Origin of the sequence: Bradyrhizobium sp. AZCC 2289 (genome assembly GCF_036924615.1) — a bacterium.
GTDB lineage: Bacteria > Pseudomonadota > Alphaproteobacteria > Rhizobiales > Xanthobacteraceae > Bradyrhizobium.
In genome coordinates this window covers 262765-289164 of sequence record NZ_JAZHRY010000001.1, presented here as the reverse complement: position 1 = coordinate 289164, position 26400 = coordinate 262765, and the positions used below count along the sequence as shown (strand labels likewise).

20 protein-coding genes and 7 pseudogenes are annotated in these 26400 nt (G+C 59.0%); 15 read left to right on the top strand and 12 right to left on the bottom strand.

Going from position 1 to position 26400, the window contains the following annotated elements:
- Window positions 1-514: 514 nt before the first annotated feature.
- The 3 genes from V1289_RS01550 to pqqA all read right to left on the bottom strand — a co-directional run bounded on the left by V1289_RS01550 (window position 515) and on the right by pqqA (window position 2349).
- Window positions 515-1078 carry a transposase gene (locus V1289_RS01550; protein WP_334395341.1) on the bottom strand — a complete coding sequence of 188 codons (564 nt, stop codon included), beginning with the start codon at window positions 1076-1078 and terminating at the stop codon, window positions 515-517.
- Window positions 1079-1647: 569 nt separating this feature from the next.
- A complete protein-coding gene (locus tag V1289_RS01545) occupies window positions 1648-2100 on the bottom strand; it encodes a hypothetical protein (protein ID WP_334395340.1) in 453 nt (150 codons plus the stop codon).
- A 168-nt stretch (window positions 2101-2268) separates the two neighbouring features.
- Entirely contained in the window at window positions 2269-2349 is an 81-nt protein-coding gene (gene pqqA, locus V1289_RS01540) for a pyrroloquinoline quinone precursor peptide PqqA (protein ID WP_074277799.1), read from the bottom strand.
- 212 nt (window positions 2350-2561) lie between these two features.
- Here pqqA and V1289_RS01535 point away from each other — a divergent pair.
- Together V1289_RS01535 and V1289_RS01530 are read left to right on the top strand one after the other, a co-directional pair.
- Window positions 2562-2789 (top strand): annotated as a pseudogene (locus V1289_RS01535) (aminotransferase class I/II-fold pyridoxal phosphate-dependent enzyme); the annotation flags it as partial.
- Between the two features lie 153 nt (window positions 2790-2942).
- The gene (locus V1289_RS01530; RefSeq protein ID WP_334407210.1) at window positions 2943-3944 is read left to right on the top strand and encodes a hydrogen peroxide-inducible genes activator; all 1002 of its coding nucleotides are present in this window, start codon (window positions 2943-2945) and stop codon (window positions 3942-3944) included.
- Window positions 3945-4425: 481 nt separating this feature from the next.
- Here V1289_RS01530 and V1289_RS49455 read toward each other — a convergent pair.
- Window positions 4426-4575: pseudogene (locus V1289_RS49455) on the bottom strand (SOS response-associated peptidase); the annotation flags it as partial.
- Window positions 4576-4977: 402 nt separating this feature from the next.
- On the opposite strand from V1289_RS49455, the gene V1289_RS01525 reads away from it, so the two are divergent.
- Complete coding sequence (locus tag V1289_RS01525) at window positions 4978-5181, top strand: hypothetical protein (protein ID WP_334395339.1); 204 nt, start codon at window positions 4978-4980, stop codon at window positions 5179-5181.
- An 82-nt stretch (window positions 5182-5263) separates the two neighbouring features.
- Here V1289_RS01525 and V1289_RS01520 read toward each other — a convergent pair.
- A pseudogene (locus V1289_RS01520) lies at window positions 5264-5660 on the bottom strand (SOS response-associated peptidase); the annotation flags it as partial.
- Window positions 5661-6199: 539 nt separating this feature from the next.
- Between V1289_RS01520 and V1289_RS01515 the strand changes: the two are divergent.
- Together V1289_RS01515 and V1289_RS01510 are read left to right on the top strand one after the other, a co-directional pair.
- Window positions 6200-7987 carry an adenylate/guanylate cyclase domain-containing protein gene (locus V1289_RS01515; protein WP_334395338.1) on the top strand — a complete coding sequence of 596 codons (1788 nt, stop codon included), beginning with the start codon at window positions 6200-6202 and terminating at the stop codon, window positions 7985-7987.
- A 321-nt stretch (window positions 7988-8308) separates the two neighbouring features.
- Window positions 8309-8488 carry a hypothetical protein gene (locus V1289_RS01510; RefSeq protein ID WP_334395337.1) on the top strand — a complete coding sequence of 60 codons (180 nt, stop codon included), beginning with the start codon at window positions 8309-8311 and terminating at the stop codon, window positions 8486-8488.
- Between the two features lie 494 nt (window positions 8489-8982).
- Here V1289_RS01510 and V1289_RS01505 read toward each other — a convergent pair whose 3' ends face one another.
- Window positions 8983-9315: a superinfection immunity protein gene (locus V1289_RS01505; RefSeq protein WP_334395336.1), complete on the bottom strand. Its 333-nt coding sequence runs from the start codon at window positions 9313-9315 to the stop codon at window positions 8983-8985.
- A 527-nt stretch (window positions 9316-9842) separates the two neighbouring features.
- On the opposite strand from V1289_RS01505, the gene V1289_RS01500 reads away from it, so the two are divergent.
- Window positions 9843-10964: an IS630 family transposase gene (locus V1289_RS01500; protein WP_334407208.1), complete on the top strand. Its 1122-nt coding sequence runs from the start codon at window positions 9843-9845 to the stop codon at window positions 10962-10964.
- A 116-nt stretch (window positions 10965-11080) separates the two neighbouring features.
- Here the strand turns inward: V1289_RS01500 and V1289_RS01495 are convergent, their stop codons facing one another.
- Together V1289_RS01495 and V1289_RS01490 are read right to left on the bottom strand one after the other, a co-directional pair.
- The gene (locus V1289_RS01495; RefSeq protein WP_334395335.1) at window positions 11081-11245 is read right to left on the bottom strand and encodes a hypothetical protein; all 165 of its coding nucleotides are present in this window, start codon (window positions 11243-11245) and stop codon (window positions 11081-11083) included.
- A complete protein-coding gene (locus V1289_RS01490; protein ID WP_334395334.1) occupies window positions 11238-11546 on the bottom strand; it encodes a hypothetical protein in 309 nt (102 codons plus the stop codon). The genes V1289_RS01495 and V1289_RS01490 overlap by 8 nt, the downstream gene beginning before the upstream one ends.
- A 274-nt stretch (window positions 11547-11820) precedes the next feature.
- Between V1289_RS01490 and V1289_RS01485 the strand changes: the two are divergent.
- From V1289_RS01485 to V1289_RS01475, 3 pseudogenes are all read left to right on the top strand, one after another.
- A pseudogene (locus V1289_RS01485) lies at window positions 11821-12741 on the top strand (integrase core domain-containing protein); the annotation flags it as partial.
- A gap of 122 nt (window positions 12742-12863) precedes the next feature.
- A pseudogene (locus tag V1289_RS01480) lies at window positions 12864-13199 on the top strand (type IV toxin-antitoxin system AbiEi family antitoxin domain-containing protein); the annotation flags it as partial.
- Window positions 13186-14105: pseudogene (locus V1289_RS01475) on the top strand (nucleotidyl transferase AbiEii/AbiGii toxin family protein). The pseudogenes V1289_RS01480 and V1289_RS01475, both read left to right, overlap by 14 nt.
- 256 nt (window positions 14106-14361) lie before the next feature.
- Here V1289_RS01475 and V1289_RS01470 read toward each other — a convergent pair.
- On the bottom strand, window positions 14362-16206 hold the full coding sequence (locus tag V1289_RS01470) for a hypothetical protein (protein WP_334395333.1): 1845 nt from the start codon (window positions 16204-16206) through the stop codon (window positions 14362-14364).
- Window positions 16207-16855: 649 nt separating this feature from the next.
- Entirely contained in the window at window positions 16856-17287 is a 432-nt protein-coding gene (locus tag V1289_RS01465) for a hypothetical protein (RefSeq protein WP_334395332.1), read from the bottom strand.
- Window positions 17288-17349: 62 nt separating this feature from the next.
- Here V1289_RS01465 and V1289_RS01460 point away from each other — a divergent pair, with 62 nt between their 5' ends.
- Together V1289_RS01460 and mdoH are read left to right on the top strand one after the other, a co-directional pair.
- The gene (locus tag V1289_RS01460) at window positions 17350-18876 is read left to right on the top strand and encodes a glucan biosynthesis protein G (protein ID WP_334395331.1); all 1527 of its coding nucleotides are present in this window, start codon (window positions 17350-17352) and stop codon (window positions 18874-18876) included.
- The gene (gene mdoH, locus V1289_RS01455) at window positions 18864-21041 is read left to right on the top strand and encodes a glucans biosynthesis glucosyltransferase MdoH (RefSeq protein WP_334395330.1); all 2178 of its coding nucleotides are present in this window, start codon (window positions 18864-18866) and stop codon (window positions 21039-21041) included. The genes V1289_RS01460 and mdoH overlap by 13 nt, the downstream gene beginning before the upstream one ends.
- A gap of 55 nt (window positions 21042-21096) precedes the next feature.
- Here the strand turns inward: mdoH and V1289_RS01450 are convergent.
- Window positions 21097-21345 (bottom strand): annotated as a pseudogene (locus V1289_RS01450) (LysR family transcriptional regulator); the annotation flags it as partial.
- A gap of 93 nt (window positions 21346-21438) precedes the next feature.
- Between V1289_RS01450 and V1289_RS01445 the strand changes: the two are divergent.
- The 4 genes from V1289_RS01445 (at window position 21439) to V1289_RS01430 (ending at window position 25121) form a co-directional block, all read left to right on the top strand.
- Entirely contained in the window at window positions 21439-22029 is a 591-nt protein-coding gene (locus V1289_RS01445) for a hypothetical protein (RefSeq protein WP_334395329.1), read from the top strand.
- Window positions 22026-22451, top strand: coding sequence for a hypothetical protein (locus tag V1289_RS01440; protein WP_334395328.1), 426 nt, complete (start codon window positions 22026-22028; stop codon window positions 22449-22451). Before V1289_RS01445 ends, V1289_RS01440 begins: the two co-directional genes overlap by 4 nt.
- A 479-nt stretch (window positions 22452-22930) precedes the next feature.
- The gene (locus V1289_RS01435) at window positions 22931-23776 is read left to right on the top strand and encodes a L,D-transpeptidase (RefSeq protein WP_334395327.1); all 846 of its coding nucleotides are present in this window, start codon (window positions 22931-22933) and stop codon (window positions 23774-23776) included.
- Between the two features lie 556 nt (window positions 23777-24332).
- Window positions 24333-25121 (top strand): transglycosylase, encoded by a 789-nt coding sequence (locus tag V1289_RS01430; protein ID WP_334395326.1) that lies wholly within the window; start codon window positions 24333-24335, stop codon window positions 25119-25121.
- A gap of 697 nt (window positions 25122-25818) precedes the next feature.
- Here the strand turns inward: V1289_RS01430 and V1289_RS01425 are convergent.
- Complete coding sequence (locus V1289_RS01425) at window positions 25819-26394, bottom strand: dioxygenase family protein (RefSeq protein WP_334395325.1); 576 nt, start codon at window positions 26392-26394, stop codon at window positions 25819-25821.
- Between the last annotated feature and the right edge of the window lie 6 nt (window positions 26395-26400).

Sequence of the window (26400 nt, the reverse complement as noted above, 5' to 3'; positions counted from 1 at the left end):
CTGTCCCTGTCGGAAACCTCATCTGGCTGGCGGTTGACCGAGAATCGGGCGATGCTGTTGTTCAATGAGGGATCTTTTCAGGCTCATTGGTTGGACGGTTGTCGATCTATTTCGGTCGCGGGCAGCGCTTGAGGCAGAGATTTGGACATTGCGGCAGCAAATAAACGTTCTGCGGCGGACTGCTCCTAGCTAGGAGACTCTCGTTCAGCGTCTTCGACCACTTGGTATTCGTTGGTCTCTATCGGTTGTTTCCAAAGATTTGCGATGCGCTGGCGATCGTGAAGCCTGACACCATTGTTCGTTGGCATCGCGCGGGTTTTCGGCTGTATTGGTGCTGGAAGTCGAGACGCCGCGGTGGCCGGCCCACGGTGCCGCTCGAAATACGAAAGCTGATCCGCGAGATGAGCATCGCCAATTCGCTCTGGGGAGCTCCACGGATTCATGCAGAGTTGCTCAAGCTCGGTATCGAAATTGGGCAGACCAGCGTAGCCAGGTATATGGTGCCTGTCGTAAATCAAATCCGAACATATTGGTGGTGCAGCCCGCCCAGGACCGGGCGGCAAAGAATGGTCCCGGCCAGTTTGACGGCGCGCGAGACCGGCGCATCCTTCTCCAAAGATAACAGCAGTACATGACGGAGGTGTCGCTCGCCGAACACAACAACGTGGTCAAGATACTTCCGTCGGATCGAACCGATCAGCCGTTCGGCATATCCGTTTTGCCATGGGGAGTGCGGCGATGTCGGCCGGTCACGCATGCCCATTGATCGAAGCCTTCGGATGAAGACCTCACCATAGGCCCCATCCCGGTCAGGGATCAGGTAGCGGGGAGCCTCTTCCCAACCGCATGCTTCCGTGACCTGATTTGCGATCCATTCTGCAGTGGGGTTAGCTGTGACGCCAAACCACAAAATTTGTCGTCGGCCGTGCCCCATGATCAGCAATCCACAGAGCAGGCGAAACGAGATCGTCGGCACGACGAACAAATCCATCGCCGCGATGCCGTCGGCATGGTTATGAAGAAACGTCTTCCAGCCTTGCGACGGTGGCCCTCGTCTCTTCACCATATACTTGGCCACGCTCGTCTGGCCGATCGATGCCGAGCTTAAGCAACTCTCCGTGGATCCGCGGCGCTCCCCACAGCGGGTTGGCGATGCTCATCTCGCGGATAAGCTTGCGTATCTCTGTCGATAAGTTTGGTCGGCCACCACGACGTCGTGACCTCCAGCGCCAGTACGATCTGAACCCGGCGCGGTGCCACTTTATAACGGTATCTGGCTTCAAAACCGCCAGAGCGTTTAGGACTGTTGGCGCCAATCGATACAGCCCGGCAAAGATCAAGCGGTCCATGGCGCTGAACGTCTGCCTCTTGGGCGAATGCCGTCTCAGTATGTTAATCTGATGTCGAAGGACCAGGATCTCGGCTGCCAACGAGCCCCGCGATCGGAACAATAATACCAGCGCCGACCAGATCAGGCTGCAAGCTTCTCTCATAAGATAGAAACATTGCGCGATTCGGCTTCACTTGCCAGCCGAATTAGGTTTCCGACAGGGACAGGTGGAGCGGCAGTGGGTCCACTCGTTGGATTAGGCGCCGATGCCAAGGGCATTTGTGCATAGGCCCTTCGAGCTGCCGGCGAGCGGTCGCTTACGTTTGCGTCTGGCTCCGCCGTAGCCGACCTACGGGAAGCTCGATCGTCTCAAACCCCAGGTACTCGCAATGGACGGTCCCGCGGTGTAACCCACAATAGGCATCCTGGAATAAATCCTGCCCGGCAAACGTATCCTTGGCGTCGAGCACCGTGATCTTCGACCGCGGCTTGTATTGCTTGAAATAAGCGGCGATCAGGGACACCCGTTCGTATGGCGCGGGCGGGCATGGAAACGGATCGGGCGGCGCAGCCATTACGAACGGTCCGCCATCCGGCATGCTCTCCAACTGTCGCCGCAGCGTCAGCGTTTGCCCGCACGCCTTCCAGGCATGCGGCATCACTTGCATAGCTGCTTCGTCATAGCGCTCGATCGCGCCGGCACGGATCGTCGAGCCGACCGTCACGACCAGACGGTCATAGGAGAGCGTCGCACCGCCGCCAAGCCGCACGGTCCGGGCAGACGGATCGATCGCCGTCGCGAGGCATGAAAGACGCCCTCGAGAACTTCTTCGAGAAGTCCGAGAATCTTTCCGCTTGCATATTGGGCCCCTCAGGCGCCTGCCTCAATTCGAAAGCAAAGATTGCTTCTTGAACCGGGCAGGTCACCCCACTGAGGCTTACTTGCGCGCTGCGCAGGCGTACATGTTGATTTCCATGCCCACCGACACTTCGACAATCTTTGGAACCTTCCAGGCCATTTGAACCTCCATTTTGAAAGCGTGCACACGAGATCACAGTTCCAGAACGGCCAGAAATCAGAATTGCTTTTCGTAGCATTAAGCAAAACTGATGAGCATCCCGTGCGGAAATGATGGATATTAAAAAAACTTATCGCGTCCCGCCGCGAGAGCGAGACGCCGGAGGATGCGCGGCATCAGTCAATTTGGCGACCTTGCGTTCCATATAGATGGATCCGCAAATGAGCAAGGCGGCGAGCGATCTGCTGCTTGAACGACACGGCATCTACATCCAGCCAATCAACTATCCAACCGTGCCGAAGGGAACCGAACATCTTCGCATCACCGCGACGCCCCTGCACGGTGAAGCCTTGATCGATCAACTCTGCGCCGCCCTTGTCGACGTCTGGACCACGCTCGCGTTGCCGCTTCGGGCTCGCGCGTTCGCATCAAACCAATGAGATCCTGGTTGGTACCATGTTACGAGCCAACCCCTCCCGATCCTCTCGCGTGCTGCGCCGCATCATTGCCCGCTCGGTCGTGACCGAGCGCGGGGCACACCAAACGTGCAATCCATTTGCTTTAGAGATCGCTACAGCATTAGTGTTTCGCCTATGTTGACGATACGGCAGCTTCGATATTTCGACGCCCTAGCGCGATGCCAGCACTTCGGACGCGCGGCAGAAGAATGCGCCGTCAGTCAACCGGCCCTGTCGATGCAGATTCGCGAGCTTGAGGAATTTCTCGGCACCGAATTGTTCGAACGGCGCCCCGGCGCGCTGATACTCACCGAGGCCGGGGTGGAAATCGCCCAACGCGCCGGCGCTATTCTTAGCGCAACGCGCGATCTGATCGACCTGGCACAACATCGCAACAAGTTGCTGAGCGGCAGCTTGCGCCTTGGCGTCATTCCGACGCTGGCTCCGTATTTGTTGCCGTACGTTCTGCCGCGGCTGCAGCGCGAGCATCCAGCTTTGCGACTGGATCTCGTGGAAACGCAAACTAAGGTATTGCTCGGCGAATTGACACGAGGCGCGCTTGACGTATTGCTGATGGCTCTCCCGGTCGACAATCCCGAACTGGTGTCGCTGCATGTCCTGACCGATCGCTTTCTGCTGGCAGTGCCGGCAGACGATCCGCTGCCCGAAAATGCCCGCGTCACACCGAGTGATGTGGAAGAGCGCAAGCTCATCCTGCTCGAAGAAGGCCATTGCTTGCGAGATCAGGCACTGGACTATTGCACGCAGGCGCGGAGCCGCGTGAACGCCAGCCTCGGTGCCACCAGTCTCGCGACTATCATGCAGATGGTGGCATGCGGCTACGGCGTCACGCTGGTGCCGGAAGTCGCGATCGACGTCGAGTTGCGCGACGATCGCGTCAAGCTGTTGCGGTTTGCCGAACCACAGCCAAGCCGCAGTGTGGGGCTGGTCTGGCGACGAACCTCGCCCCGAGAGCTTGATTTCAAGAGCCTCGGTCAAATGATTGCCAGCTCATTGAATGGCCCACGACAAGACATGCGCGCCACCGGACCACCGGTTCCGCCCTGTGCACTAGAAGGCGAATGCGCGGCAGACAAAGGAAGGCGGATACCACGTAGGAAGGAAAGTCGTCCTTGAAACCATGCAAGTGTGCTGTGTTCACGCGCCGATGCCAATCCAGACAGTGCACCGCATCCTCATGCGGGATCGAACATGGCGACCCGCGCTGGGCGAATGTATGTTTGGGCGTCGTCGTCCGCGACTGGCCGCGAAGATAGCGACGGATCTCCGTCATCGATGACTGCTCGGGCAGCTCTTCCTCAAACGGGGGGTGCGATCCCTGAAAACGACGCTGAATGCCCTGAGACGGGCGGCGTGTCTCTCGACTATCGGGGATATGACGGGAAACCAGTGCGCACACATTTCCGGTTCTACGATGCCGGGAAAGTCACCCTCACCGGGTTCGCGACGATCAAACAAGCTGCTTAGACTTTTCGCCTGATCGTGTAAGCCGTCTGGCGCCTCGCGGGGACTTGTGACGGTGCAAGCTCAAGAGGTAGCCTGCGCGAGAACGGCTATCGTCTCAAGCAAGGACCATCGCGCTCCTCGTCCGTCGTCAGGATAGGATCACCGGCATCGCCTTCGGATGGATCGGCTCGACCACCGCATTCGGCGAGGTCGTCAGGAAGCCGTAGACGAGATGCGGCCCGCGAATCGGCTTGGGCTTGGTACCGCGCTCGCCTTTGAATTCGGTCCAGATGCCCGCGAAGCCGTTTTAATCGGTAACTCCCTCAGCTTCCGCACGTAATAGCCTTGCCTCTGAACCGCCGACTTAATCTCGTCACTGACTTTGAGAACCTTCTTCTTGGATTTGCGCCATCGCCCCGACTTGCCAGTGGGTATAGGAAGTCCCTTCCTAACAACGAGCAGATCGCGCTTTCCGCTCAAATAAACGTCGAACATATGCCACCCCCGAGCCAATGAACGTTATCGCTTCGGAGCGAAGTTCGGGTTGCGAGAATACAACACCAAGCCGCTTGTTCGCCGCTTCACCGCAGGGCTCGGCGCTCCGACAATAGCAGTTGGCTATCGGCTTGTGTCCTGTGAATAGCGGGGAATACTCTAGGTAACCCCACAACCGAGCGTGGTTTTTTGCTTGAATGTTGCTCGCATGTCACGCGTGTATAGAAACAGTTTGCTCGACCAGTACGAGCAGGATGTGGACGAGATCGTCGCCGCCTGTAACGGTGATCTGCGTGGCGCTGTCAAAGCTCTGATGCTCGTGAACGAGCAGTTGGAACAAAGACTTTGGCTAATGAGCGCAGAACTCGTTGAGCGGCGGCCTGATCATCGGGTGCTGAAGTCGATGCACTAAGCTAGACCGTCCCGATCGTCATTCAGAACCAACCTGCCGAAACACTTTTTGCACGTACCGCAAGCAGCGGAGGTGTGACCCGCGGCTTGGACTTGGTGCTGCGATCGCCCTTAAACTCGGTCCAGCTGCCCGCGAAATGCGAACAGCGCCCAATCCTTATTGAGCGCGAACCAGACCAACGTCTTTCTTTTTCGTCACCGGGTTCGGTTCGGGCGCGTATTCAGCGAAGCTGTTGGCCTGGGACCAAGCAACGTTTCTCCGGCTTCAGCCACATCCGCCAGTGCGGTGAGCCGGTGTTGCGGATGTTGGTGACAGGCGGACCGCCAGCGCGCGGCGGTGGCGGCATGCCCACGCGCCGGATAGTCGGGGAACACGCCTACGCCCGGCATCGGCGGCAGGTTGCCGACGTAGCGATTGATCACGCGGAAGAGCGCGCGGATGGCCTCTTGGTTGGTGGTGATGCTGTAGAGATTGCACATTCGCTGTCAGGCCTTTCATCCAGGAGAGAACGGGACTGCATGCCCCCTCATGTCACGCCAGTTCGGCACGATGTTCACCGATCCCGCCGCACCGCACTCGTTGCACACCAGGCGCCAGCCGACCTGAGACCAAAGATAGACGGTCGAGACTGACATCCACCATACGGCTGCAGCCGTGGCACTGCACGTTGCAGGAGATGTGGCCGGACGGGAATCCAGTCCGCCGGGCTGCCTTTTGGGTAGCGACCGGCCCATTTGGTGTATCGACGACTAGGCAAACCGCGATCAAAGCGCTGCGCGGCCACGCTGGCAAATTATCAATCTATTGGGGATAGGATCGGCGCCTGACTACTGGGCGTCGGGGGTGTGGATAGGTCTGCCGTTATGGGGAGATCGGACCTGCCTCGTTCGACCTTGAACCGCCCGCGTTTGCCCCATCTCGGACATCGCTAAACGGGGCCGTTTCCCGGCTGCCAGTAGCGCAGGTAAGGATTTGGGCTGTATGCTCTAGTCACGAGCGTTAAGCGACAGAGGGTTCTGTGTCAGGCGAGCGGGTTGAGCGACGACTTGCAGCGGTACTGGCAGCTGATGTGGCCGGTTACTCACGGCTGATGGGAGCCGATGAGGTCGGGACCCTGCGAGCCTTGAAGGCGCATCGCAGCGAGCTGATCGACCCTTCCATCACGGTCTTCAAAGGCCGCATCGTCAAGACTACCGGCGACGGCATGCTTGTCGAGTTTCCCAGCGTAGTTGACGCGGTGACCTGTGCCATGGCCGTGCAGAGTAAGATGGAGGAACGTAACGCGACCGCCACTCATAAGATCACCTTCCGTATCGGCATAAACGTCGGTGACATCATCATCGACGGTGACGACATCTTTGGCGACGGGGTGAATGTCGCCGCCCGTGTCGAGAGCGAATGTGAGCCTGGTAGCGTTTGTTTGTCCGGCAGCGCCTTCGAGCAGGTTCGAGGCAAAACCGAGTTCGCGTTTCATGACCTCGGCGAGAGACCGTTGAAAAACATTGAACGCCCGGTGCGGCTGTATGCTGTTCGCAGAACGGAAGCTAACGCCGAAGCCGTTCCTCTTCCCCAGACAACTCCCCAGAAGAGAAGCACAGTACTTCCGCGCCCCGATAAGCCGTCGATTGCCGTGTTACCATTTCAGAACATGTCGGGCGATCCAGAACAGGAGTACTTTGCTGATGGCATCGTCGAGGACGTCATCACCGCTCTGTCTCGCTTCAAATCCTTATTCGTCATCGCCCGTAACTCTACCTTCACGTACAAGGGAAAGGCGGTTGAGATTAAGCAAGTGGGTCTAGAACTGGGGGTTCGTTACGTTCTCGAAGGCAGCGTCCGAAAAGGAGGTGGACGAGTTTGCATTACTGGCCAGCTCATTGACGCAGCGACTGGCGCACATCTTTGGGCAGACAAGTTTGATGGCTCGTTGGCTGATGTATTCGACCTACAAGATGGAGTAGCTGAGAAGGTCGTTTCAGCCATTGCTCCCGCCGTGGAAGTCGCCGAGATGGAGCGGGCAAGGCGTAAGTCAACTGAGCAGCTCGACGGCTACGAGTTATTTCTGAAAGGTATGGCGCTGTCATATCAAAGGAGGTCAACTTCGACCATCGAACAAGCCTACGATGCATTCAAGGGGGCTGCAGCAGTTGACGGAAGGTACGCCTCGGCACACGTAATGGTGGGTTTCAGTAGCATGGTGTATCAGGCTTATACTGGCGTTCGATTGTCAGCCGCCCGCCTAGAAGAAGCACTCCGATACGCCGAAACGGCGGCAGCGTTGGATGAGGATGACGCCTTTGTACAGGCGAGGGCGGGTCACGTGCTTGTGTATCTGGGGCAGCAGTACGATCTCGGTCTTTCGCTTGTGGACCGCGCGGTCAAGCTCAACTCGAACCTTGCTCCAGCTTGGTATAGCCGGGGCGCTGTCTCGGTGATGTGCGAGAGACCCCAAGAGGCAATCCGAAGTTTTGACCATGTGATGGGGCTTAGCCCTCGCGATCCTCTGCTCGTCGCCGCTTGGTACATGACGGGCTGGGCACATTTCTCGGCCGAGAATTACTCAGAGGGAGTAGCGGCTGCGGACAAGGCGGTGCAAAGAGTGCCTGATGTTCACTCTCTGAGTTCGCTCGCGGCAAACGCAGTTCGGGCCGGGAGAGTAGCAGAGGCCCGACGAGCCGCTGAACGGTTACTTCAGTTCCAACCCGGTTTCAGAGCATCGCATGCACATTACCTGTTTCCGATAAGATCGTTAGACATACGCGACCGCATCCAAGCAGCGCTGCGAGATGCTGGCGTGCCGGAGTAGCGAGAGACGGCAATAAAGTTCACAGGTCGTACACCACTAAAGTTGACGGAATGGCGGCTTTTGGCCCCATAACCGACCAACCAGCATGTTTAGTCGACAGTCCGCTGTCAGCGCCGAACCGACTTGGCTGACACCTTGCTGATCGGCATTATTCGCGGCACGGACGCGGAACCAAGTTCACGAACGCAGCTTCCCCGGCTCGGCAGCCGATCCAGCGGCAAGTTGCACGGATTTACTAGATAGAAACCATAGAAAATGATCCGAAAATTTTAGCGAAACGATAGTGTAGCCTCTGCGTCGGTTTGTCGGAGGGCACAACTCATGACAAAGCGCCAGTTCAGAGAGCAGGAAGTTCAGATCGCGCACTATCAGCATTTGTCGCGGGAGGTCACTGATCCGCTTGCCGCGTGTTTGCTACGGGTCATTATCGAAGAACTTGAAGCCGACCTGCGAAGGGATCGCGACATCGGTCGGAGCTGTTCTGAAGGGTCGCGCCGGTAAGCTCGCTTGCGAGCAGCCGTGGCAACAACCATTACGATGTTGATCTCTCGCTCCATTACCGCACGCTCTAAGGGCCGGAGATCGATAAGATCATCTCGGATGTGGAGGCGCGCAAGGCGTTGGCAACGGGGCGTCAGCGCCGGGCCGACTGGCGTAAGCGCGAGCTGGCCGCGAGCCGCTTTCGCGCATAATGTGATTACCTCGATTGGCGCGGTTGCCACATCCAGCCCTGGTCAGGTACCGTAATTAGCGACGCTCGTGATCGGACGGCGCGGCGGAAGTACCCGTGCCTGCTGATCCTGGATGGCCCCGACGAGCGATCTCGTCGGGGCCATTGTTTCTTGGTCGGCGTCGTCTCAACCTTCATGGGTTGGCCGGCGGGGGAAATGAGGCGTGCGCCGCTCGGCGAGCCACAGCGGGTTGGCTTCTGGCTCAAACATCCGCAAGCATCGGCTTCATTCTGCTTCGCTGTGATAGCTACGAAAGATTGGTCATCAGTTGCGGTGCTTCTTAGGCGGGTCAATTTTGGCCAAGAGTTCTAGGCGCCTCTCTGGCGACCGCTCGCTTTGATGGTCGGCGCCTAGCAACTGGGGTGGGCCGAAATAGCTTTGGCCGGTGAGCGGGACCGTTCCCCGATCACCTTGCACACGGACCACCATCGTCAGTGACCATACCAGTGCGGCGACCCAGCCAATGAACGTCCAGCCAGTAAAAATATTCAGGGCGACTATCGCCATAGTCTGATGATGACCGCGTTCGACCGCGACGATGCTCGGCACCAAGCAGATCACTCGGCCGATAGCCAACAAAACAATCAATGCCGCCATAAATGCCGCTCTCTCTCAATGAAAGTTTTTGCCTGCGCGTTGCAGATGAATGTATTTCCCAGCGAAATGTTTTGGGTCGGGCGAACGCCGGCAGTGGTCAAGATTCCTCCGGCGTGAGCGACTTGACGACCATCAGCTCCAGTACCGAGCGAGGCACGTGATCATCTTCATCGAGCCAACGCACCTAGTAGCTCTGCACAGTGATTTTGACAGGTTGCGTCTGGCAGTCAGGTTAGCTCCGGCAGGTGTTTTGGATCAACGAGGACCTCGATGCTGCGAGGTGTCCTTGGCTGCCGTCTGATGAGGCCGGCGCGTTCAAGCGTGAGCACCATCTGGTGAACCGAAGGCGGGCTGACGCGAAAGTATTCTTGCATGTCGGTTTCCGCCGGGGGTCTGCGGTGCAGACGCGTATAGAGGTGGATAAAGGCCAGGTACTGCCCCTGTTTGGGCGTGAAGGTTTTTGCCGAAGGACTCACGCCGGCCATCCGATTCAGTTGTTTGTGCGTGCCTCGAACGAGGAGGCACGCATGAATGTACGCTATCGGGTCGAACTGAGCCAAATCGAGCGCATCGAACTCAAGGCGCTGCTCAGCGGCGGCAAGCATGCGTCTCGCAAGCTCAAGCGAGCGCAGATTTTGCTGGCCGCCTATGCCGGGGCCAGCGACGAGGAGATCGCGAAGAGCGTCGGCGTGGGCGGCTCGACCGTGTACCGGACCAAGCGACGCTTCGTCGAAGGCAATCTGGAGCGGGCGCTGAGCGACGAGCCGCGTCCCGGGGCGGAGCGCAAACTCACGGGCAAGGAAGAAGCCTTGCTGGTGGCGACAGCCTGCGCCAGCCCTCCAGAAGGCCGTGCCCGCTGGACGCTCAAGCTGCTGGCAGGTGCGATGGTCAAGCTCACCGAACACAAGAGCCTGTCGCATGAGACGGTTCGGCGGCGCCTGGCCGAAAATGGCCTCAAGCCCTGGCGCAAGGACATGTGGTGCATTCCGCGGGTCGATGGCGAATACGTCGCACGCATGGAGGACGTGCTCGACCTCTACGCCGAGGCGTCCGACCCCAAGCGGCCGGTGGTGTGCTTCGACGAAAGCCCGGTGCAACTCATCGGCGAGGCCCGTCAGCCCATCCCGGCCGAGCCCGGCCGGCTCGAACGTTACGATTACGAGTATCGTCGCAATGGCACGGTCAATCTCTTCGTCCTCCTCGACGTGCATCGTCCCTGGCGCAAGGTCAAAGTCACCGAGCGGCGAGCGGCAGAAGACTACGCCCAATGCATGCGCGATCTCGTCGACATCCATTATCCCGATGCGGAGGCCATCCGGGTCGTTCAGGACAATTTATCGACCCACTCTGCCGGCGCCCTGTATCAGGCGTTTCCGCCCGCCGAAGCCCGGCGGGTTTTGCGACGGCTCGAGTTCCACTACACCCCCAAGCACGCAAGCTGGCTCAACATGGTTGAAATCGAGATCGGCGTCCTGCGGGGCCAGTGCCTGGATCGCAGGATCGACGATCCCAAGCGACTGCGCCGCGAAATCGCCGCCTGGGAACGCCAGCGAAATGCTGCTCGCTCACGCATCAAATGGATGTTCACAACAGACAAGGCCCGCACCAAAATGGGCCGCGCCTATCCCGCTACTTCCAAAGAGTCATAATCACTGTGCAGAGCCACTAGGTGCGTTCGCCGGCGCCGAATAAATGCGCCGCGCCGCGGTTGGAGAAACCGAGCAACTTGATGATGTGCTTGCGCGCTTGCCGGTCATCGTGGGGCTCATTGCGGCGTTTCCTTACTTGCGCGTCGCTCTGCGATAGACATCGTCCAATTTTTGCTGCCGCGAGCGGTTGCGGATAACCCTTGAACAAGGAAGAAATCGATCGCCGGACTTGCAATTTGCATCATCCGCTGTTGCCGCTTCGTACAGATCAGGTTATTCATCGCCTTCAGCCTGAACCGGCGGCTTCTGCGCGCTATGAACGCTCTGACTAAGCGACGCCAGCGCAGTCTTCAGCTCGTTAGAGATGGATGCGAGGTCATTAATGTCTTCGAAGGCTTCAGAGACGCGCTCATTCGCCGATTTCGCGAATGGTTCGAAGCCCTCAGAGATGCGCGTTCCTGCTCCAAGAACGATGGCAGCGGCAATCGGTCCGAGTAGGAGGACTGTGGTCCAGACACCTTTTCGGATGTTGTTGTCCTGCTGAAGGATGGGCGGTGGCTGCAAGAGGTGATCGTTGGCCATTGTCTTTTACTTTCCCCCGCGTTCGGTGCCTGGTATGATGCGTGTCCCCGCGAACATAATCCGGCCAGCGCGTTCGGCGACCCGCGACAGCGTCTTCGTCGCGGCCTGCCATTTCGAGCGGGTTCTGTGTAGTGTGCAGTACTGACGGCAAATCGGGCGACTGCTATTAAGGGGTAACCCAACAGCCTGCCCTTTGCCCCGCCATCATGGATGGGCTGTGTACCGAAAACCCTATCCGGGTTTATCGAATGATAGAATCGGCTAAGTTGGCGCGATGATCGCGCTGATCTGCTTCGTTCTGGCCGTGCTGGCCTCGCCATTCAAGTCGAACATCCGGCTTGAGGCGGAGAATGCAGTGCTTCGACATCAGCTGATCGTCTTGCGACGCAAGCTGAAAGGCCGGGCTCGCCTCACGAACAACGACCGCTGGTTCTTCGTTCAGCTGTATCGCTGGTTCCCGTCGATCCTTCCGGTTCTCATGATTATTCGACCCGAAACGCTGGTGGGTTGGCATCGGGCCGGCTTTCGCCGCTATTGGCGTTGGAAATCGTGTCGACGGGGAGGGCGACCGCAGATCGAGACAGAATTGCGCGCGCTGATCCGGCAGATGAGCACAGAGAATTTGCTTTGGGGTGCGCCGCGCATCCACGGCGAACTGCTCAAGCTCGGGTTTAGCGTCGCTCAATCAAGTGTCGCCAAGTATATGGTCAAGCGACGCGGGCCTCCAAGTCAGGAATGGCGGACCTTTCTGCGAAACCACGCGCCGGACATCGCCGCCATGGATTTGTTCGTAGTACCGACCATTGGCTTTAAGCTGCTGTATGGCTTCGTCATCATCCGGCTTGATCGCAGAGATCTCGTCTGGATCGGCGTCACAACCAACCCGGCGGCGGAGTGGGTTGCACGTCAGATCACCGAGGCTTTTCCTTGGGATGGCGCTCCGCGCTATATGATCCGAGATCGAGATCGAATCTACGGCACTGTCGTCACGCGCCGACTGCGTGCCATGGGTATCCGAGACAAGCCAATTGCACCGGCCTCGCCTTGGCAGAACTGCTTTGCCGAACGGCTGATCGGATCGATCCGGCGCGAGTGTTTGGACCACATCATTGTCCTGGACGAGGAACATCTGCGTCGGAGTCTGAAAAACTATGCGGACTATTACAATGGGGCCCGCACGCATCTATCCCTGGAGAAGGATGCACCGGTCTCGCGCGCCGTCGATCGCGCCGGGCACATTCTTTGTCGCCCAATCCTGGGCGGGCTGCATCACCAATATGCCCGGATTCAATTTACGACAGGCACAGGGATCAAGGCGAATGGCCACTCACAGTTTCCAGGCCGGAACGGGCCTTGCTGGAGCTGCTCGATGAATTGCCCAAGAACGAGAGCTTCCATCAAGCCGACGTGCTGGTGGAAGGCTTGCGAAATATCAGTCCGCGCCGCATGCAGAAGCTGATGGTCGATTGCAAGAGCGTAAAGGTCAAGCGCCTGTTCTTCTGGTTTGCCGAGCGCCACAACCACACTTGGCTGAAGCAAATAGATCGCAGCGTCATAAGCCTGGGTAGTGGCAAGCGGATGCTTGTGAAGGGCGGCAAGCTCGATACGAAATACATGATAACCGTTCCGGAGGACCTCGGTGCCCCTGTCTGACCGTTTCCAGAGCCAAGTTGCGCTGCTGATCGAAGTTCTGCCGTTCGTCGCAGCAGAAACCGTCTTTGCACTGAAGGGCGGCACAGCCATCAATCTGTTCGTCCGGAATATGCCGCGCCTTTCGGTTGATATCGATCTGACGTACCTGCCCGTCGCTCCTCGGCCAGAGTCCTTGTCCGCTATCGATGGCGCGATGAAAAGAATGGCTGAGGCAACGAAGGATGGAATCCGCGACGCGCGCGTCAATGAGGTTGTTAATAGAGCCGAAGGGATCGTGACTAAGCTGACCGTTCAGAGGAGCGATGCGCAGATCAAGGTTGAAGTCACCCCCGTGTTGCGCGGCTGCGTTTTTGAGCCCGAGCTCCGGACTGTATCGCCGAAGGTCGAAGAAGCATTCGGATTTGCTGAGACTCAAGTCGTCTCGTTTTCCGACCTATACGCCGGGAAGATCGTGGCGGCGCGGACCGGCAGCACCCGCGCGACCTCTTCGACGTGCGCGACCTGCTGGCGAACGAAGGCATCAGTGAAGATTTGCGCCGCGCCTTTATCGTTTACCTCATCAGCCATGACCGTCCGATTTCAGAAGTCGTTGTTCCTCGGCTCAAAGACATCAAGAAGGAATTCGAGCAGGGCTTCGATGGAATGACCGCAGAGCCGGTTGCCTTGGAGGACCTGCTTAGGGCGCGGGAGCAGCTGATTGCCGAGGTGGCGAGAAAAATGCCTGCGGAGCACCGAGAATTTCTGGTGGGATTTAAGCGAGGGCAACCTAACTGGGACCTGCTCGGCGTTCCCGGCGCTGCCGATCTGCCCGCAATCAGGTGGAAACAAATCAATCTCGACAAACTGAGCTCCGCTGCGAGGAGTGGCCTCGTTGCCCAGCTCGAAAAGACATTGAACGAAGCTTGACGCTCATCATCTGCTGATTGCGGCCAGAATGAAGGAACCAGGGGGCGGCGGGATCATAGTCTGGATGAGCGATGGCAGAAAATCGCATTGGATCATTGGATCGAGAGAAATCGCGGGCGAAAGTAGCCCGGTTCCGCTATATCGCGAAACCCACTATCGCAGCAGCTCTGTTTTCTTATCGGCGGGCAGCCTAACTCGCTCGGCGACATCTTCATGGCCCGCCAAAAACCGCCGTCTGTGCGCGATCCAGGTACGCTCAAGAGCCTCCGCTGGGGCGGCCGAGGACTGCATTCAGCGCAGCCCGGAGATTGCCAAGCGAAAACGGAACGAAGCGAAAAGTGATGTGGTGCGTTCCGGCCGGGACCTCTAGGGCGCGGAATAGCACGTCGGCCCGAAGGATCGGCGTTGCCTTGCCGTCAATCTCCGCCATCCAGCCGGGATAGTACAGGTCGTGCAGCATCAGGAGGCCTCTCGATGCCGATGTGGTGGCGATCTCGACGCGCCCCGGCGCCGCAGATACAATTTTCGCGATGCCCGGACTACTTTCTGTGGAGAGCAACGGCGTTGATAGACGCGATGCCGCCTGTGCTTCAGCAGGCGCCTGATCGGGCGAGGCCTCGCCGCGAGGCCGCCTGTCCAGTCGCGTCGCTTCAGCTCCAAATTCCCCAAGCATGTGCACCCGCGGCATTGCGCCTGGAATCCGATAGATCCAGACCGGGGGTCCGGAGAGCAATAGCTCGGAAGGAGGTAGAGTCGAAAGGCCCGACAAGCGCTCCAAGGGCGAGCCCAGAACCAGGTAAGTCAGGCCGAGGGCTTTCGCGAGCGAGCAGTCATAGTTGTTGAACGAAAGCGGAAATTGACGCTGAGACACATCCCAGTTTTGTTCACCGGGCGAGACGAGATGGTCGTACAGGCCGATGCGCAGTGGATTGTACCCATTGGTGGCTTCCCAGCCGCGGACCATCGCAAGGTTCTGCCATGGCCCGCCCAGGCCTAAGACTTCAACGCGCGGATTCGCGCCGCGTCGATGTTCTGCCGCAATGGCATTTTCAAGCAACGCAATCGCCGCGGCCTCCGCCCCGGTCGGCGTTTCGAGCACGGCATAGGAATCCCAGGGTTCGGCATTCAGGCGCGAAGCCGTGTTCCACCACAATAGCTCGGCAACGGCAGCAAGCGTAACCAATGCGGCAGCGGCTGCGCGCGCGGGATGGCGTCGCATGGCAAAAAGAAACGCACCAGCGATCAGCATGATCGTGCCAGCAATGACTGCCCCGCGCGTGGCGTCGAGAGCGTGTCCGGTCCTGGCCGAGAACGCGATTGCCGAGCTAACAACGGCAAGGGACGCCGAAACCGCAGCGAGTGTGCCTAGCGGCCGCAATTGCGGCACGCCTTCGCGGACATAATCGGCGAGGCAATGACCAGTTAGAATAGCGAGCGCGATGCCGAAGACGAAGCTGGCGTCGGTGGGGCGGCGAAACAGATCGATGCCGGGAACGAATTGAAATGCCAAGCCATAGAACAGCGTATAGCGCCCCAGCATAAAAAGGCAGGAGATGGCGAGCGTACATGTCATCAGCCGCCGGCCGGGCTGCCACGCGCGGCCTCCCGCCACGCCGAGCCAGAGCAGCAGGCACGTCGGTACGGCCCCGAAAAAAAGGTAATTTCCGGAATCGTCGGTCAGGTCAACCTCAGCTGACGCAGCGGCTCCAGGTCCCCAATAGCTTGAGTGCGTACCAAAGATGTTTGGGACCGCGAGAGTCGCCAGATTGGCTGGATATAACGAACCCCTGAGCGCATCATCGAGCAGCTCTGCGGGCCGGTTCGAAAGATGGGCAAATTGCAGTGTCAATAGCATCGGCACGATCAGCAGCGCACCCCCAGCAACCGCCATGGTCGTCAGCACTCCCAGGCGCTCGCGCAAATAGCGCACAGCCTGTTGCGAACTCATGAGTTCGGCCACGGCGGCGAACAGCAGCAGCGCGCAAAGAAGCAGTGCGACCTGATTGCGGCCAAGTGCCACACCGCTCGCCACGATCGCAAAGCCGACCGCTATCGCGTGCGACCGCTTCTCGAGCGCGAGCTGCAGGAGCAGCAGCGCCAATGGAAATATTCCGTAACTGAGAATGATTCCGGTATGCTGAAGACGCGCTGAGGCGGCGCCGCCAAACATAAACAGCGTAGCCGCGAGCACACAGCCGGATACCGGCCATCGCAGGCGCCAGCCCCAGGCGGCCAAGGCGATGCCGCCCACCAGCAGATGGGCCAGGACAACGAGGTCGAATGCCCGCATCGTGGGGAATGAATCCAGCGCGCCCCAGACGAGGAAGATCGGCGAGAAGATGAGCGATTGCGGGTCGGCGACACTTGGATGCCCACCATAATGGTAGGGATTCCAGAATGGCTGCCCCCCGGAGCGTAGCGTCGCCGACAAGAAGCGGAAGAAGGCGTAGAATTGATTATTTGAATCCCAAGGCACCACGGTGCCCTTGGCGATCCAATGGCCAACCGCGCAGATCCAAACGGCCATGACGAGGCCAACCGAAATCGCCAATGGACTGCCACGGGCTCGACCTTGTTGCGGTCCAGTCAGGCTGTCAGCCGGATTTGGCCTTGCGAGGTCTGTCGCGCGATCCACGGTGCGCGGAAGCGTCCTGTCCTGTTCTACTCTGTCGTTCGTCACTGCACGTCAAGATGGAAAGACCCGGACCTGGCCGCCAGTGCATAGCTTCGACCGAGCGGGGTCTCGCGGGTCAATCGCAGACGCGATACCGCCGGACTTGATAGCCGTATCCGTCCCAAAATTGCTGCCGCACAAGCCTGCACGCCGGCTCCTCCACAACGACGGGCGCAGGCCCATAACCATAGGAAGGCTCATAATATACCGGAGGAGGCGGCGGCGCCGCATAAACCGGCGGGCCAGCCAACGCCCCTCCGATCAGCGCACCCCCGATCAAGCCGCCTGCAATACCGGCAGCAATCTGGCCGTTCTCCGCTTTCGTCGCCGTAGTGCCTGACACGATGGTCGCAAAAACGATTGCAGCAACTGCTGATTTCGATCCGATCCCAGACATCCCTTGCTCCTTTCGGCGCAGCAAAGCGGCATGATGCATTCTGTACGACGGAGATGAACAGGACATGAAGAGCACGCTGCTTGCGTCCTCAGGAATGTTGGCGGCCGCCACGGCTGGAACTCCGCCACATTCAAACCGTTTCCTTTACCGGTTCGGAACCGGAGAGAGCCTCCATGAATCGTCGTCAACTTCTTCGCGCCTCGGTGGCTGTCTCGACGGCGACTATCCTGCCGCTTGCAGCGGCTGCCGAGCCGACACCAGCACCGGCACCAGCGGACGTGCAGTTTGGTCCGTCCTACGTACGCGACCTCGCCCGCAGTCTTGCAAGCAAGCCTTTCGAGCCTCCGGACGAAAAGCTGCCCGATGCGTTGAAGGATCTGAACTACGACCAGTACCGATCCATTCGTTTCCTGCCCGAGCATGCGCTGTGGCGCGGCGAGAAACTGCCATTCGAAGCTCAATTCTTCCATCGGGGATTTTTCTACAAGAACAGGGTTGACCTGTACGAGGTGACGAACGGACGCGCCGTCCCGATCAGATATCGGCGCGATGACTTCTCGTTCGGCCAGGGCATACCGCAGTGGCCCGATGTGGACCTTGGTTTTGCCGGTTTCCGTATTCACGCGCCGATCAGCACCTCGGATTACTACGACGAGGTCTGCGTCTTCCTCGGCGCAAGTTACTTCCGGGCGGTCGCCAAGGGAGAAACCTACGGATTGTCCGCCCGCGGGCTTTCCATCGATACCGGCGAGACGAAGGGCGAGGAATTTCCGCTGTTCAAGGCATTTTGGCTGAAGAAGCCTGAGCCGAACGCAACCTCCATCGTTGTTCATGCCCTGCTGGACAGCAAGAGCGCGGCTGCGAGTTACCGCTTCACGATCCGCCCCGGCGAGACCACCGTCTTTGACGTCGAGATGTCGCTTTATCCAAGGGTGGACCTTGAGCACAGCGGCCTTGCTCCGATGACCAGCATGTTCTTCTTCGGGCCAAATGATCGCAAGGACTTCGATGATTTCCGCCCCGCCGTGCACGATTCGGACGGCCTCTCCATCTACAACGGCAAGGGTGAGCAGCTCTGGCGCCCTCTCAACAATCCGCGCGATCTGCAGGTCAGCACCTTCGCCGACCTCAATCCGCGCGGCTTCGGATTGATGCAGCGAGAGAAGAACTTCTTTGCTTACCAGGATATCGAATCGCGGTTCGAACGTCGCCCAAGCCTGTGGGTCGAGCCGATCGGCGATTGGGGCGAGGGATCCGTCGTTCTGTTCGAGATCCCGACGAAAGAGGAGATCCACGACAACATCGCAGCTTTTTGGCGGCCCAAGCAGCTGGTCGCGGCGAAGACCGAGCATAACTTCACCTACAGGCTTCACTGGGGGCCGGATGCGCCGAAGTCAGACTCGCTGGCCAGGTTCACGCGGACTGGAATCGGCAGCCGCGGCGACGACAGCAAGCTGTTTGTGCTGGAGCTGCTCGGCGACAAGCTTAAGAGCGTGGATCCCAAGAGCATAAAGGGAGTAGTGAGCGCGGAAAAATCCGAGATCACCAACGTCGTCACGCAGCCCAACCCGGAGACCGGCGGATGGCGCTTGAGCTTCCAGTGCTCCGTCAAGAACCAGCAGCCGATCGAATTGCGGGCGTTCCTGGTCCAGAACGACGCGCCGATCTCCGAGGTGTGGATCTATCGATGGACACCTTGAACAAATCAGCTTCGCCTGCCCCGGGTGCCGATATAGCCGGCGATGCATTTCTGCCGACCGAAAGTGCGCTCTCGATGGTCCCATGCCGGCTCGACCAGGGGACCCTGACGAAGCGGCGGCCGGCACGCATTGAGACCGCACTCGCGCTTCGCCGGCTCTTCGTATTTGTCGGCACAGCATTGCTAACCGCTGCCGGCGGTTATGAAATGTACGATGTGCTGAAGGTCGGCGGCGTGACGGTGCTTGAAGGCATACTGCTGGCCTTCTTCCTCCTGCTGCTCGCCTGGATCGCTTTTTCCTTCATGTCCGCTGTGGCCGGATGTTGCGTCCTGTTGACACGACGGCAGAGTGGGCTGCCGATCGACAGCAATGGTCCTCTTCCCGACATCTCGTCGCGGACAGCCATGCTGCTGCCAACCTATAATGAGGATCCGCATCACCTGATGGCGCGACTGCGCGCGATGTATGAGTCGGTCGCCGAGACCGGCCGTGGCGCGTGCTTCGATTGGTTCCTTCTGAGCGACACGACCGACCCCGACACCTGGATATGCGAGGAGCTGACCTTCATCGAGTTGCGCCGTGCGTGCGGAGCAGAACGGCTCTACTACCGACATCGCTCGGATAACACCGCCCGGAAATCCGGAAACATCGCCGAGTGGGTCAGGCGATTTGGTGCAGCCTACGACTCTATGATCGTTCTTGACGCGGACAGCCTGATGGCTGGCGACACGATCGTCCGGCTGGTGCACGCGATGGAATCCAATCCCGCCGCTGCGCTTATCCAGACGCAGCCGGTGATCGTCAACGCGCATAGCCTTTTTAGCCGGCTGCAGCAATTCGCCGGCCGCGTGTACGGCCCCATCATAGCTGCCGGGAATGCATGGTGGCACGGTCCGGAAAGCAATTATTGGGGCCATAATGCGATCATTCGCGTGCGGGCATTTGCACAGGAAGCAGGTTTACCCGAGCTGCGTGGGCGCAAGCCCTTCGGCGGACATATCCTGAGCCACGACTTCGTGGAAGCCGCCTTGATGCGTCGTGCCGGCTGGGCCATCTACATGGCGCCCACGCTTGGCGGCAGCTTCGAAGAGGTGCCGCCGTCAATCCTGGATTTTGCTGCGAGGGACCGGCGATGGTGCCAAGGCAACCTCCAGCATCTTGCCGTGTTGCCTGCGCGAGGCCTGCACTGGGTTTCCCGTCTTCACTTGATGACAGGTATCGGCTCGTACCTCACTGCGCCGATATGGCTGATGTTTCTGGTTCTCGGACTGTTGATTTCACTGCAAGCCCATTTCGTCCGGCCAGAATACTTCCCGAAGGGATTCTCGTTGTTTCCCACCTGGCCGGCGCAGGACCCCGTGCTGGCGGCCTGGGTGTTTGCAGCCACGATGGGACTTCTGATCGTCCCCAAGCTCTTGGCTTATCTGGTGCTGATCAGCCGGCGGAGGGAGCGGGTCTTGTTCGGTGGCAGCATTCGGGTCCTTGCCGGGATCCTTGCAGAAACGGTCCTTGCAGCAATCATTGCTCCATCCATGATGATTTTTCAGTCAGGCGCCGTCGCAGAAATTCTGTTCGGCCGCGACGCCGGGTGGCAGGTGCAGCGGCGAAGCGATGGCGAGGTTGCCCGCGGGGAGATCTATCGCAAACTTACCGCCCCTACGCTGTTCGGGCTTGTGCTGGGTCTCAGCGCTTATGCTGTCTCAGTCCCGCTCTTGCTCTGGATGTCACCGGTCGTCATCGGTCTGGTTCTTGCTCTTCCGATGGGATTGTTGACCTCATCCCGGTTGAAGACGGCTGGGCTATTTGCCACCCCGGAAGACGAGTGCCCGCCCCCCGTCCTCGTTCGCGCCAATGAACTTGCTGCATCTGCCCGGATTGAAATGACCGGCGCACTGCAGCAACTGCGCCAAGACACAGGATTGCTCAACTACCATCTGGTTTCCCTGTCTCACGTGAGCCGTCCCAAGTCGGGACATGTCGACGTTCCTCTCGCTACTGCGCGCGCCAAGATCGAGGGGTGCACCAGCTTCGAGGAGGCCGTCGCCTGGCTTGACGGGCAGGAGAGCCGCGCCGTTCTCAATAATCCCGTAATTCTTCGACGGATTCTGCAAATGCCCAATTCGCTGCAGTCGGCGCAATCATCTGAAGAGAACGGGCTATCTTAGCCGAGAGAGCTCAATTGGATCCGCCATTCAGCAGTGACACTGGGGGACGTGACCATTCATCGAAGGCAGGCTTTGCGCGCGACCGGAATCGTTCGCCAGCCTCGGTCAGGCCGACGCTGCGCGTCGTGCGCGCGAAGCACGCTGTGCCGACGCGCGCCCCAAATGCGCGGACCGCCTGGCTAATCGCCGATGGAGTCACCCCGAGGTCTGCGGCCGACCGGCGAAAGCTTCGGCGTTTCGCGACACTCAGAACGCCTCCACGGGGGGCGAGCGCGCCCTGCCCGACTGTGAAGGTCTGCTTCATACCCCGTCAACTTGCGACAGCAAGGCGTTGACGGCTTCGTGCGCGTCAGCGGCCATTCGCGACAATCGCCCGTCCGATGCCTCGGGTCACCAAATGACGGAACATGTCGTTGATCTGGGAAGGCGCCAATTTCGGCCTTTTCTCGAGGCACCATGTCAGGGCGGTGAGGAAGGTGTCCACAACAAATTGCAGCATGAGTTCGCGCGGGACCGCAACATCGTCTCCGACTTCCGACAGGTCTTCCTTCACCAACTCAGCGAGCACACGGCGGATTTCGTTGATGGCGATGATGCTGCCCTGTCCTCCCAACTCGATGGGCGACTGTCGGCGCCGTTCGCGCCTGTTGCCGCCATCGGCGAGATCATTACCGGTGCCATCGCGCTGCTGTTCTTGGCCCTGTTCGGACGTGGGATCAAAATACCAAAGCGATGGCTCGGCGTCTGGAACGCGTTCGGACTGCTCGACCTGCTCACCGCCCTTACGCTTGCTGTGCTGTCGGTTCCGGGCACGGCATTCCGCGTGTTCACGGAAGGGCCGGGCACGCTGGTCATGGGGACGTTGCCTTGGATCTTCGTGCCCGCGATGCTGGTTCCCGTCGACCTACTGGTTCACGTCGTGATCATGGTCAAGCTCAAGTCCGCCAAGCATGCGATAGGGACGATGGCAAATGAGGGTGCGCAATGAACGAGGCCAACGGAGCGACCAGCGCGCCTCACGCCCAATCGAATGGCCGAGTGTTCCGGTGGGCCTTTGCAGACGACCTTCTGCTGAACATCATTTGGCGCGGATCTGAGCGCACCTATCGCGAGAAGACGGTTGAACTTGCCGAAATACGGCCTTGCGAAGCGGTGCCGGATATCGGCTGTGGAACCGGGACGCTCAAGGCGAACGGCCGGTTGCTGTTGATCGATTTCGGTGGCTCGAAGCGAGAAAGGCACAGCCTGATTGGGCATCTGCGCGCTCATAGCAATTTCGATGTCTTTGATGTTATTCCGACAATCAACGAGAGTGGGTTGACGGACCTGAAGAATGGCTCACTAGGTTTTAGTGACTTGCAGTTTCTCATCGCAACAAGGTCTGGCAGCACGTCCCTCCGATCTGGGTGAGTGGTTCGCGATGATAGCCTCTCTTGCATCTCCTTAGTTCCCCTAAGCGCGGCCAAGCGTCTCCCGAATATCTGCCCTGGGGGAGGGCGGGCGGCGGCTTTAACCTGGCGCAATCGGCAACTTCAGCCCGGCAGAACTGATGAATTAATCGCCGGATCAAGTCCGATCCTGATCGAAGCACGCCTGGCATCGACCAGACTGAATGGTTTCCTAAACCGCAGGTCGCGTGTTCGAGTCATGCCGAGATCGCCAATCAGTTAGCCGACAAGACTGAGTGCTCGATTGTCCTGGTGGGTGGCGACCGACCGCTTCTGGCGCGAAGCGGCCGTTAGCGAAAGAGCGCTCCGCCCACTTTTTATGTTGCCGAACAAGAGTTTGGCGTTAACCACCGCCAACAGTTCCAATCTGAGCGAAATCGCTTCGAAGTTTGTTAAATTTTGCTGGGTACTCCTTCCAGGCAACGTGACCTGGGGAAAGATATGAGTAAGCGGGCCAAACGTGGAAAGGCAGAGACGCTCGCACTACCGATGGTCGGGAGAGTTGCAATTGGCGCCGTGGCGGTCGCCGCATTGGGGTACAGTTTGCTGTCTCGCCCGACGAGCGTGCAACCGATACGAAAGCCGTCCGCGCATCAAACCCCAGCGTCGTCAACTCCGGTTTACGTGTCAACTCCAGTTCATGCATCAGCGTTAGCTCCGGCTCCGATTCCGGTCGAAGCACCAAAAGTCGCTGACGTTCCCGGATCATTTATTCGGCAGGTGGTTGACTACGCCAGCCACCAGATGCCGGGCACCGTGATCATCGATACCAAAAACGCATTCCTTTATTTCGTGCTGAACGACACGCAAGCGATGCGCTACGGCATCGGCGTTGGCCGCGAAGGTTTCACATGGTCCGGTGAACAGACGGTGGCCCGTAAGACAGAATGGCCCGATTGGCGTCCCCCTGCAGAGATGCTTGTGCGTCAGCCTTATCTGCCGCGGTTTATGGCAGGCGGTCCCGGCAACCCGCTCGGCGCTCGGGCGATGTATCTAGGCGAGACCGAATATAGAATTCACGGCACCAACAAGCCCGATACGATAGGGAAGCGGGTTTCGTCCGGCTGTATCCGGCTGACCAATGAGGACGTCGTGGACCTTTACGAGCGGGTGAAAGTCGGAGCGAAGGTAATCGTGCTTCCGACGACCGCTGCCCGTCGACCGTCGCAGGGAGTACCGCCCGACGCTGCTTTCCGATTGCCGGACCCGGCATTGCCATCGAATCGGCCCTCGGCAACTAACGCGCAGATGCTGTCATCTGGACCGAAGATTGCCGAGGTCCAGTAACTCGGTCCTCCGTCCTCGGTCTGCAACAATCGGATCGCCGCTTTTAAGTCAGCTTCTGGCGCGAAGCTGACCTTGTCCTGCCGCTTCAGCTGAGGTTTACCGATCATTGACCATACCGCCTCATCCTGAACGTTCTCCTGGATGGAGCGATATCGATACGTTGCCGTGGGGCCTCCATGTCGCCTGTTGGCACATGGCGGGAGAAGATCCAACGCGTGGCGAGCTGAAAGTCGGCTTTCGCTCCACATTCCAATAATAAGATTCTGCATGGGACTCATTACAGGCCAAAGGACATGCGAATAGGCTTCTTACGGAAGCCATCCATTGAGTTGGGGCAATGAAGGCTTTGCAGACGACCTGCATCGTGGGTCTTATCGCATTCATAGGATTTTATCTGGCTGGCGGAAACAGGCCGGTCGCGACGGTGCCGGATGCAATGCCGGAAGCGGCAGCGAACGCGGTGGCGCCTGCGCTGTACGCGGAGGCATCGGCCAAACTTGCAATAGCGCTTCGAGCAGAGCCTGGCTCAGTGACGTCAGCAGGTCCCGGACCGTTGATGGCCGCAGCCGAAATCACCGATTATCCCATCGGGCCAAAATTGGCGTCGCTGGGCCATCAGGATATCGCCCAGCCGCTGCTGGCAGCACGCGATGCGTCCGACGATGCCCCCAAGACGGCGTTGTTGACGCAGGATTTCCGGTATCTAATCTACTACGTCTGGTCCGAACTGCCGCCCGCCGAGAAGCCGGCGGAGATCGTCCTGCGTTCACTCAAGGACATCCCGGTCGGAACGCCGGTCGACGAGATCAAGCGCGCTTCCGACGCTTTAGGTCTCGATTCCAATTTTATGAAAGCGGTTGCCAAGATCGAATCCGGTTTCAACCCCAGTCAACGCACCGGGTCGTATATCGGCCTGTTTCAGCTGAGCGAATATGAGTTCGGCAAATTCGGCTTTGGGCAGATTCGCAGTCCCCGAGACAACGCCGTTGCGGCCGCCTACAAGGTAATTACCGAAGGTATCCTGTTCGAGTGGATCACGCACCGGAAGCCGGACTTGAGCGATCTTTACCTGATCCATCAGCAGGGCTGGGAAGGCGCCGCCGAGCACATCAGCCAGCCCGGTCGCGTCGCCTGGAAATCCATGTGCGCCACTAGCGAAGGCCGGGAGAAGGGCGAGAAGTGGTGCAAACGTGCGATCTGGGGCAATACCCTTCCGGCCTTCAGGCAGGCGTGGAAATCGGTGGATAAGGTGACATCGGAGGCATTCGTCGGCATGTGGCGCGCGCGGGTTGCTGAATTCTACACGAAATACGTGGCCTCCGCCGCCGGAGGGGCAAACCAGTAATTCCGTTGACAGCAGGGTTGCGCCACCTGTCGGTTCACGAACCTTGGCGACGATATGCGCGGTTTTGAACTCATCGAGTAATGTCGGGCTTTGGCCGATATTGTTGCAAAAGTCGAAAATCGAACAACCCTACAAATCTTGCGAAAGTCGATCTTTCGACTTCTCTGCAGCTGCATCGCTTGTCAGCGCCACTACGGAGGTCGGCGATCGATTTTGGATGAAACGATATGGTCCCTCACGTCGCCGCGCGTAAAGCGCATCAGCGGCTCTGAGAATTTTCGTTCGTCACCCCAAGAAGACTTTTTCAACAATATCGGCCCAAAGCTGATCTAGCGCCGTGAGTGAAGCGTTTTTGCTTCCGGGTGAAAAGCGGACATCTCGCACGTCTGATTTTTTAATGGCTGCTTCTGGCGGATACTGTTGCAAAAGTCGAAAGTTGCATCAGTCCGAATTTTTGGTGAAACATTAAAACGCGAAGCTATCGACGACTCGGATAACCTCAGTCGCGCTACCGAAGTCGCCTATGAGTTTTGCGTGGCGCGATGAGGTCCCTCAGATCTCTACACGAAAACCGCGCCTGCGGCCCTCAGAATTTTTGACACCTTCAGAAAAACGAGTTTTGCAACACTATCGGCGCAAAGCAGCCAGTCGCAACATTGCCTACCGACATGCTTCTGTCTTACCGACAGAAGAACGTCTATCCCCGCGCAAGAACAATATCGAAATTCAGCACGCGGCCGGATCCAGCTTGCGATGGAACCGGCGTTGCGATCAGCAAGTCCGGACGCAGCGCGGCGTTGAGCAGCCGGTCGCACGCATTGAGCGGCTCGTCGGGAAAATACATCTGGGTGATGAGCCGTTCGAACCGGCCGTGAACCTCGAAATGAACGTGCGGCGGCCGTATCCAGTCCGGACCTGCGGGATAGGCCCCGGGCTTCACTGTCTTGATCCGGTAGACGCCGTCATCGTCGGATCGAATGCCGACACAACCGACGAAATGTGGGTCGAGCGGCGCGGGGTTGGAGTCGTTGACGTGAACGTAGCGGCCAAAGCTGTTGGCCTGCCAGATCGTGACGGGTACGGCGCGTGCAGGTTCGCCGGCGAGATTGAGGATCCTCCCGGTCACTTCGATGATCTCTCCCTGCGCCAACCCATCGATCCCGTTGACCGAGGTCAGGTCGGACTGCGGGACCGGCGCATGCCCTGTTGGGAAATAGGGTCCGAGAATCTGGTCCGGCGTCTGGTGCCGGCGCGTTCCATTTGAATTGCCCATGAATCG

Bases quoted from the DNA above. Each gene is read 5' to 3' on its own strand.
- pqqA (WP_074277799.1), bottom strand. From the start codon at position 2,349: ATGGCCTGGAAGGTTCCAAAGATTGTCGAAGTGTCGGTGGGCATGGAA.
- V1289_RS01530 (WP_334407210.1), top strand. From the start codon at position 2,943: ATGTTGACGATACGGCAGCTTCGATATTTCGACGCCCTAGCGCGATGC.
- V1289_RS01525 (WP_334395339.1), top strand. From the start codon at position 4,978: ATGTCACGCGTGTATAGAAACAGTTTGCTCGACCAGTACGAGCAGGAT.
- V1289_RS01510 (WP_334395337.1), top strand. From the start codon at position 8,309: ATGACAAAGCGCCAGTTCAGAGAGCAGGAAGTTCAGATCGCGCACTAT.
- V1289_RS01505 (WP_334395336.1), bottom strand. From the start codon at position 9,315: ATGGCGGCATTGATTGTTTTGTTGGCTATCGGCCGAGTGATCTGCTTG.
- V1289_RS01500 (WP_334407208.1), top strand. From the start codon at position 9,843: ATGAATGTACGCTATCGGGTCGAACTGAGCCAAATCGAGCGCATCGAA.
- V1289_RS01495 (WP_334395335.1), bottom strand. From the start codon at position 11,245: ATGAATAACCTGATCTGTACGAAGCGGCAACAGCGGATGATGCAAATT.
- V1289_RS01490 (WP_334395334.1), bottom strand. From the start codon at position 11,546: ATGGCCAACGATCACCTCTTGCAGCCACCGCCCATCCTTCAGCAGGAC.
- V1289_RS01460 (WP_334395331.1), top strand. From the start codon at position 17,350: ATGAATCGTCGTCAACTTCTTCGCGCCTCGGTGGCTGTCTCGACGGCG.
- mdoH (WP_334395330.1), top strand. From the start codon at position 18,864: ATGGACACCTTGAACAAATCAGCTTCGCCTGCCCCGGGTGCCGATATA.
- V1289_RS01445 (WP_334395329.1), top strand. From the start codon at position 21,439: ATGACGGAACATGTCGTTGATCTGGGAAGGCGCCAATTTCGGCCTTTT.
- V1289_RS01440 (WP_334395328.1), top strand. From the start codon at position 22,026: ATGAACGAGGCCAACGGAGCGACCAGCGCGCCTCACGCCCAATCGAAT.
- V1289_RS01435 (WP_334395327.1), top strand. From the start codon at position 22,931: ATGAGTAAGCGGGCCAAACGTGGAAAGGCAGAGACGCTCGCACTACCG.
- V1289_RS01430 (WP_334395326.1), top strand. From the start codon at position 24,333: ATGGCCGCAGCCGAAATCACCGATTATCCCATCGGGCCAAAATTGGCG.
- V1289_RS01425 (WP_334395325.1), bottom strand. From the start codon at position 26,394: ATGGGCAATTCAAATGGAACGCGCCGGCACCAGACGCCGGACCAGATT.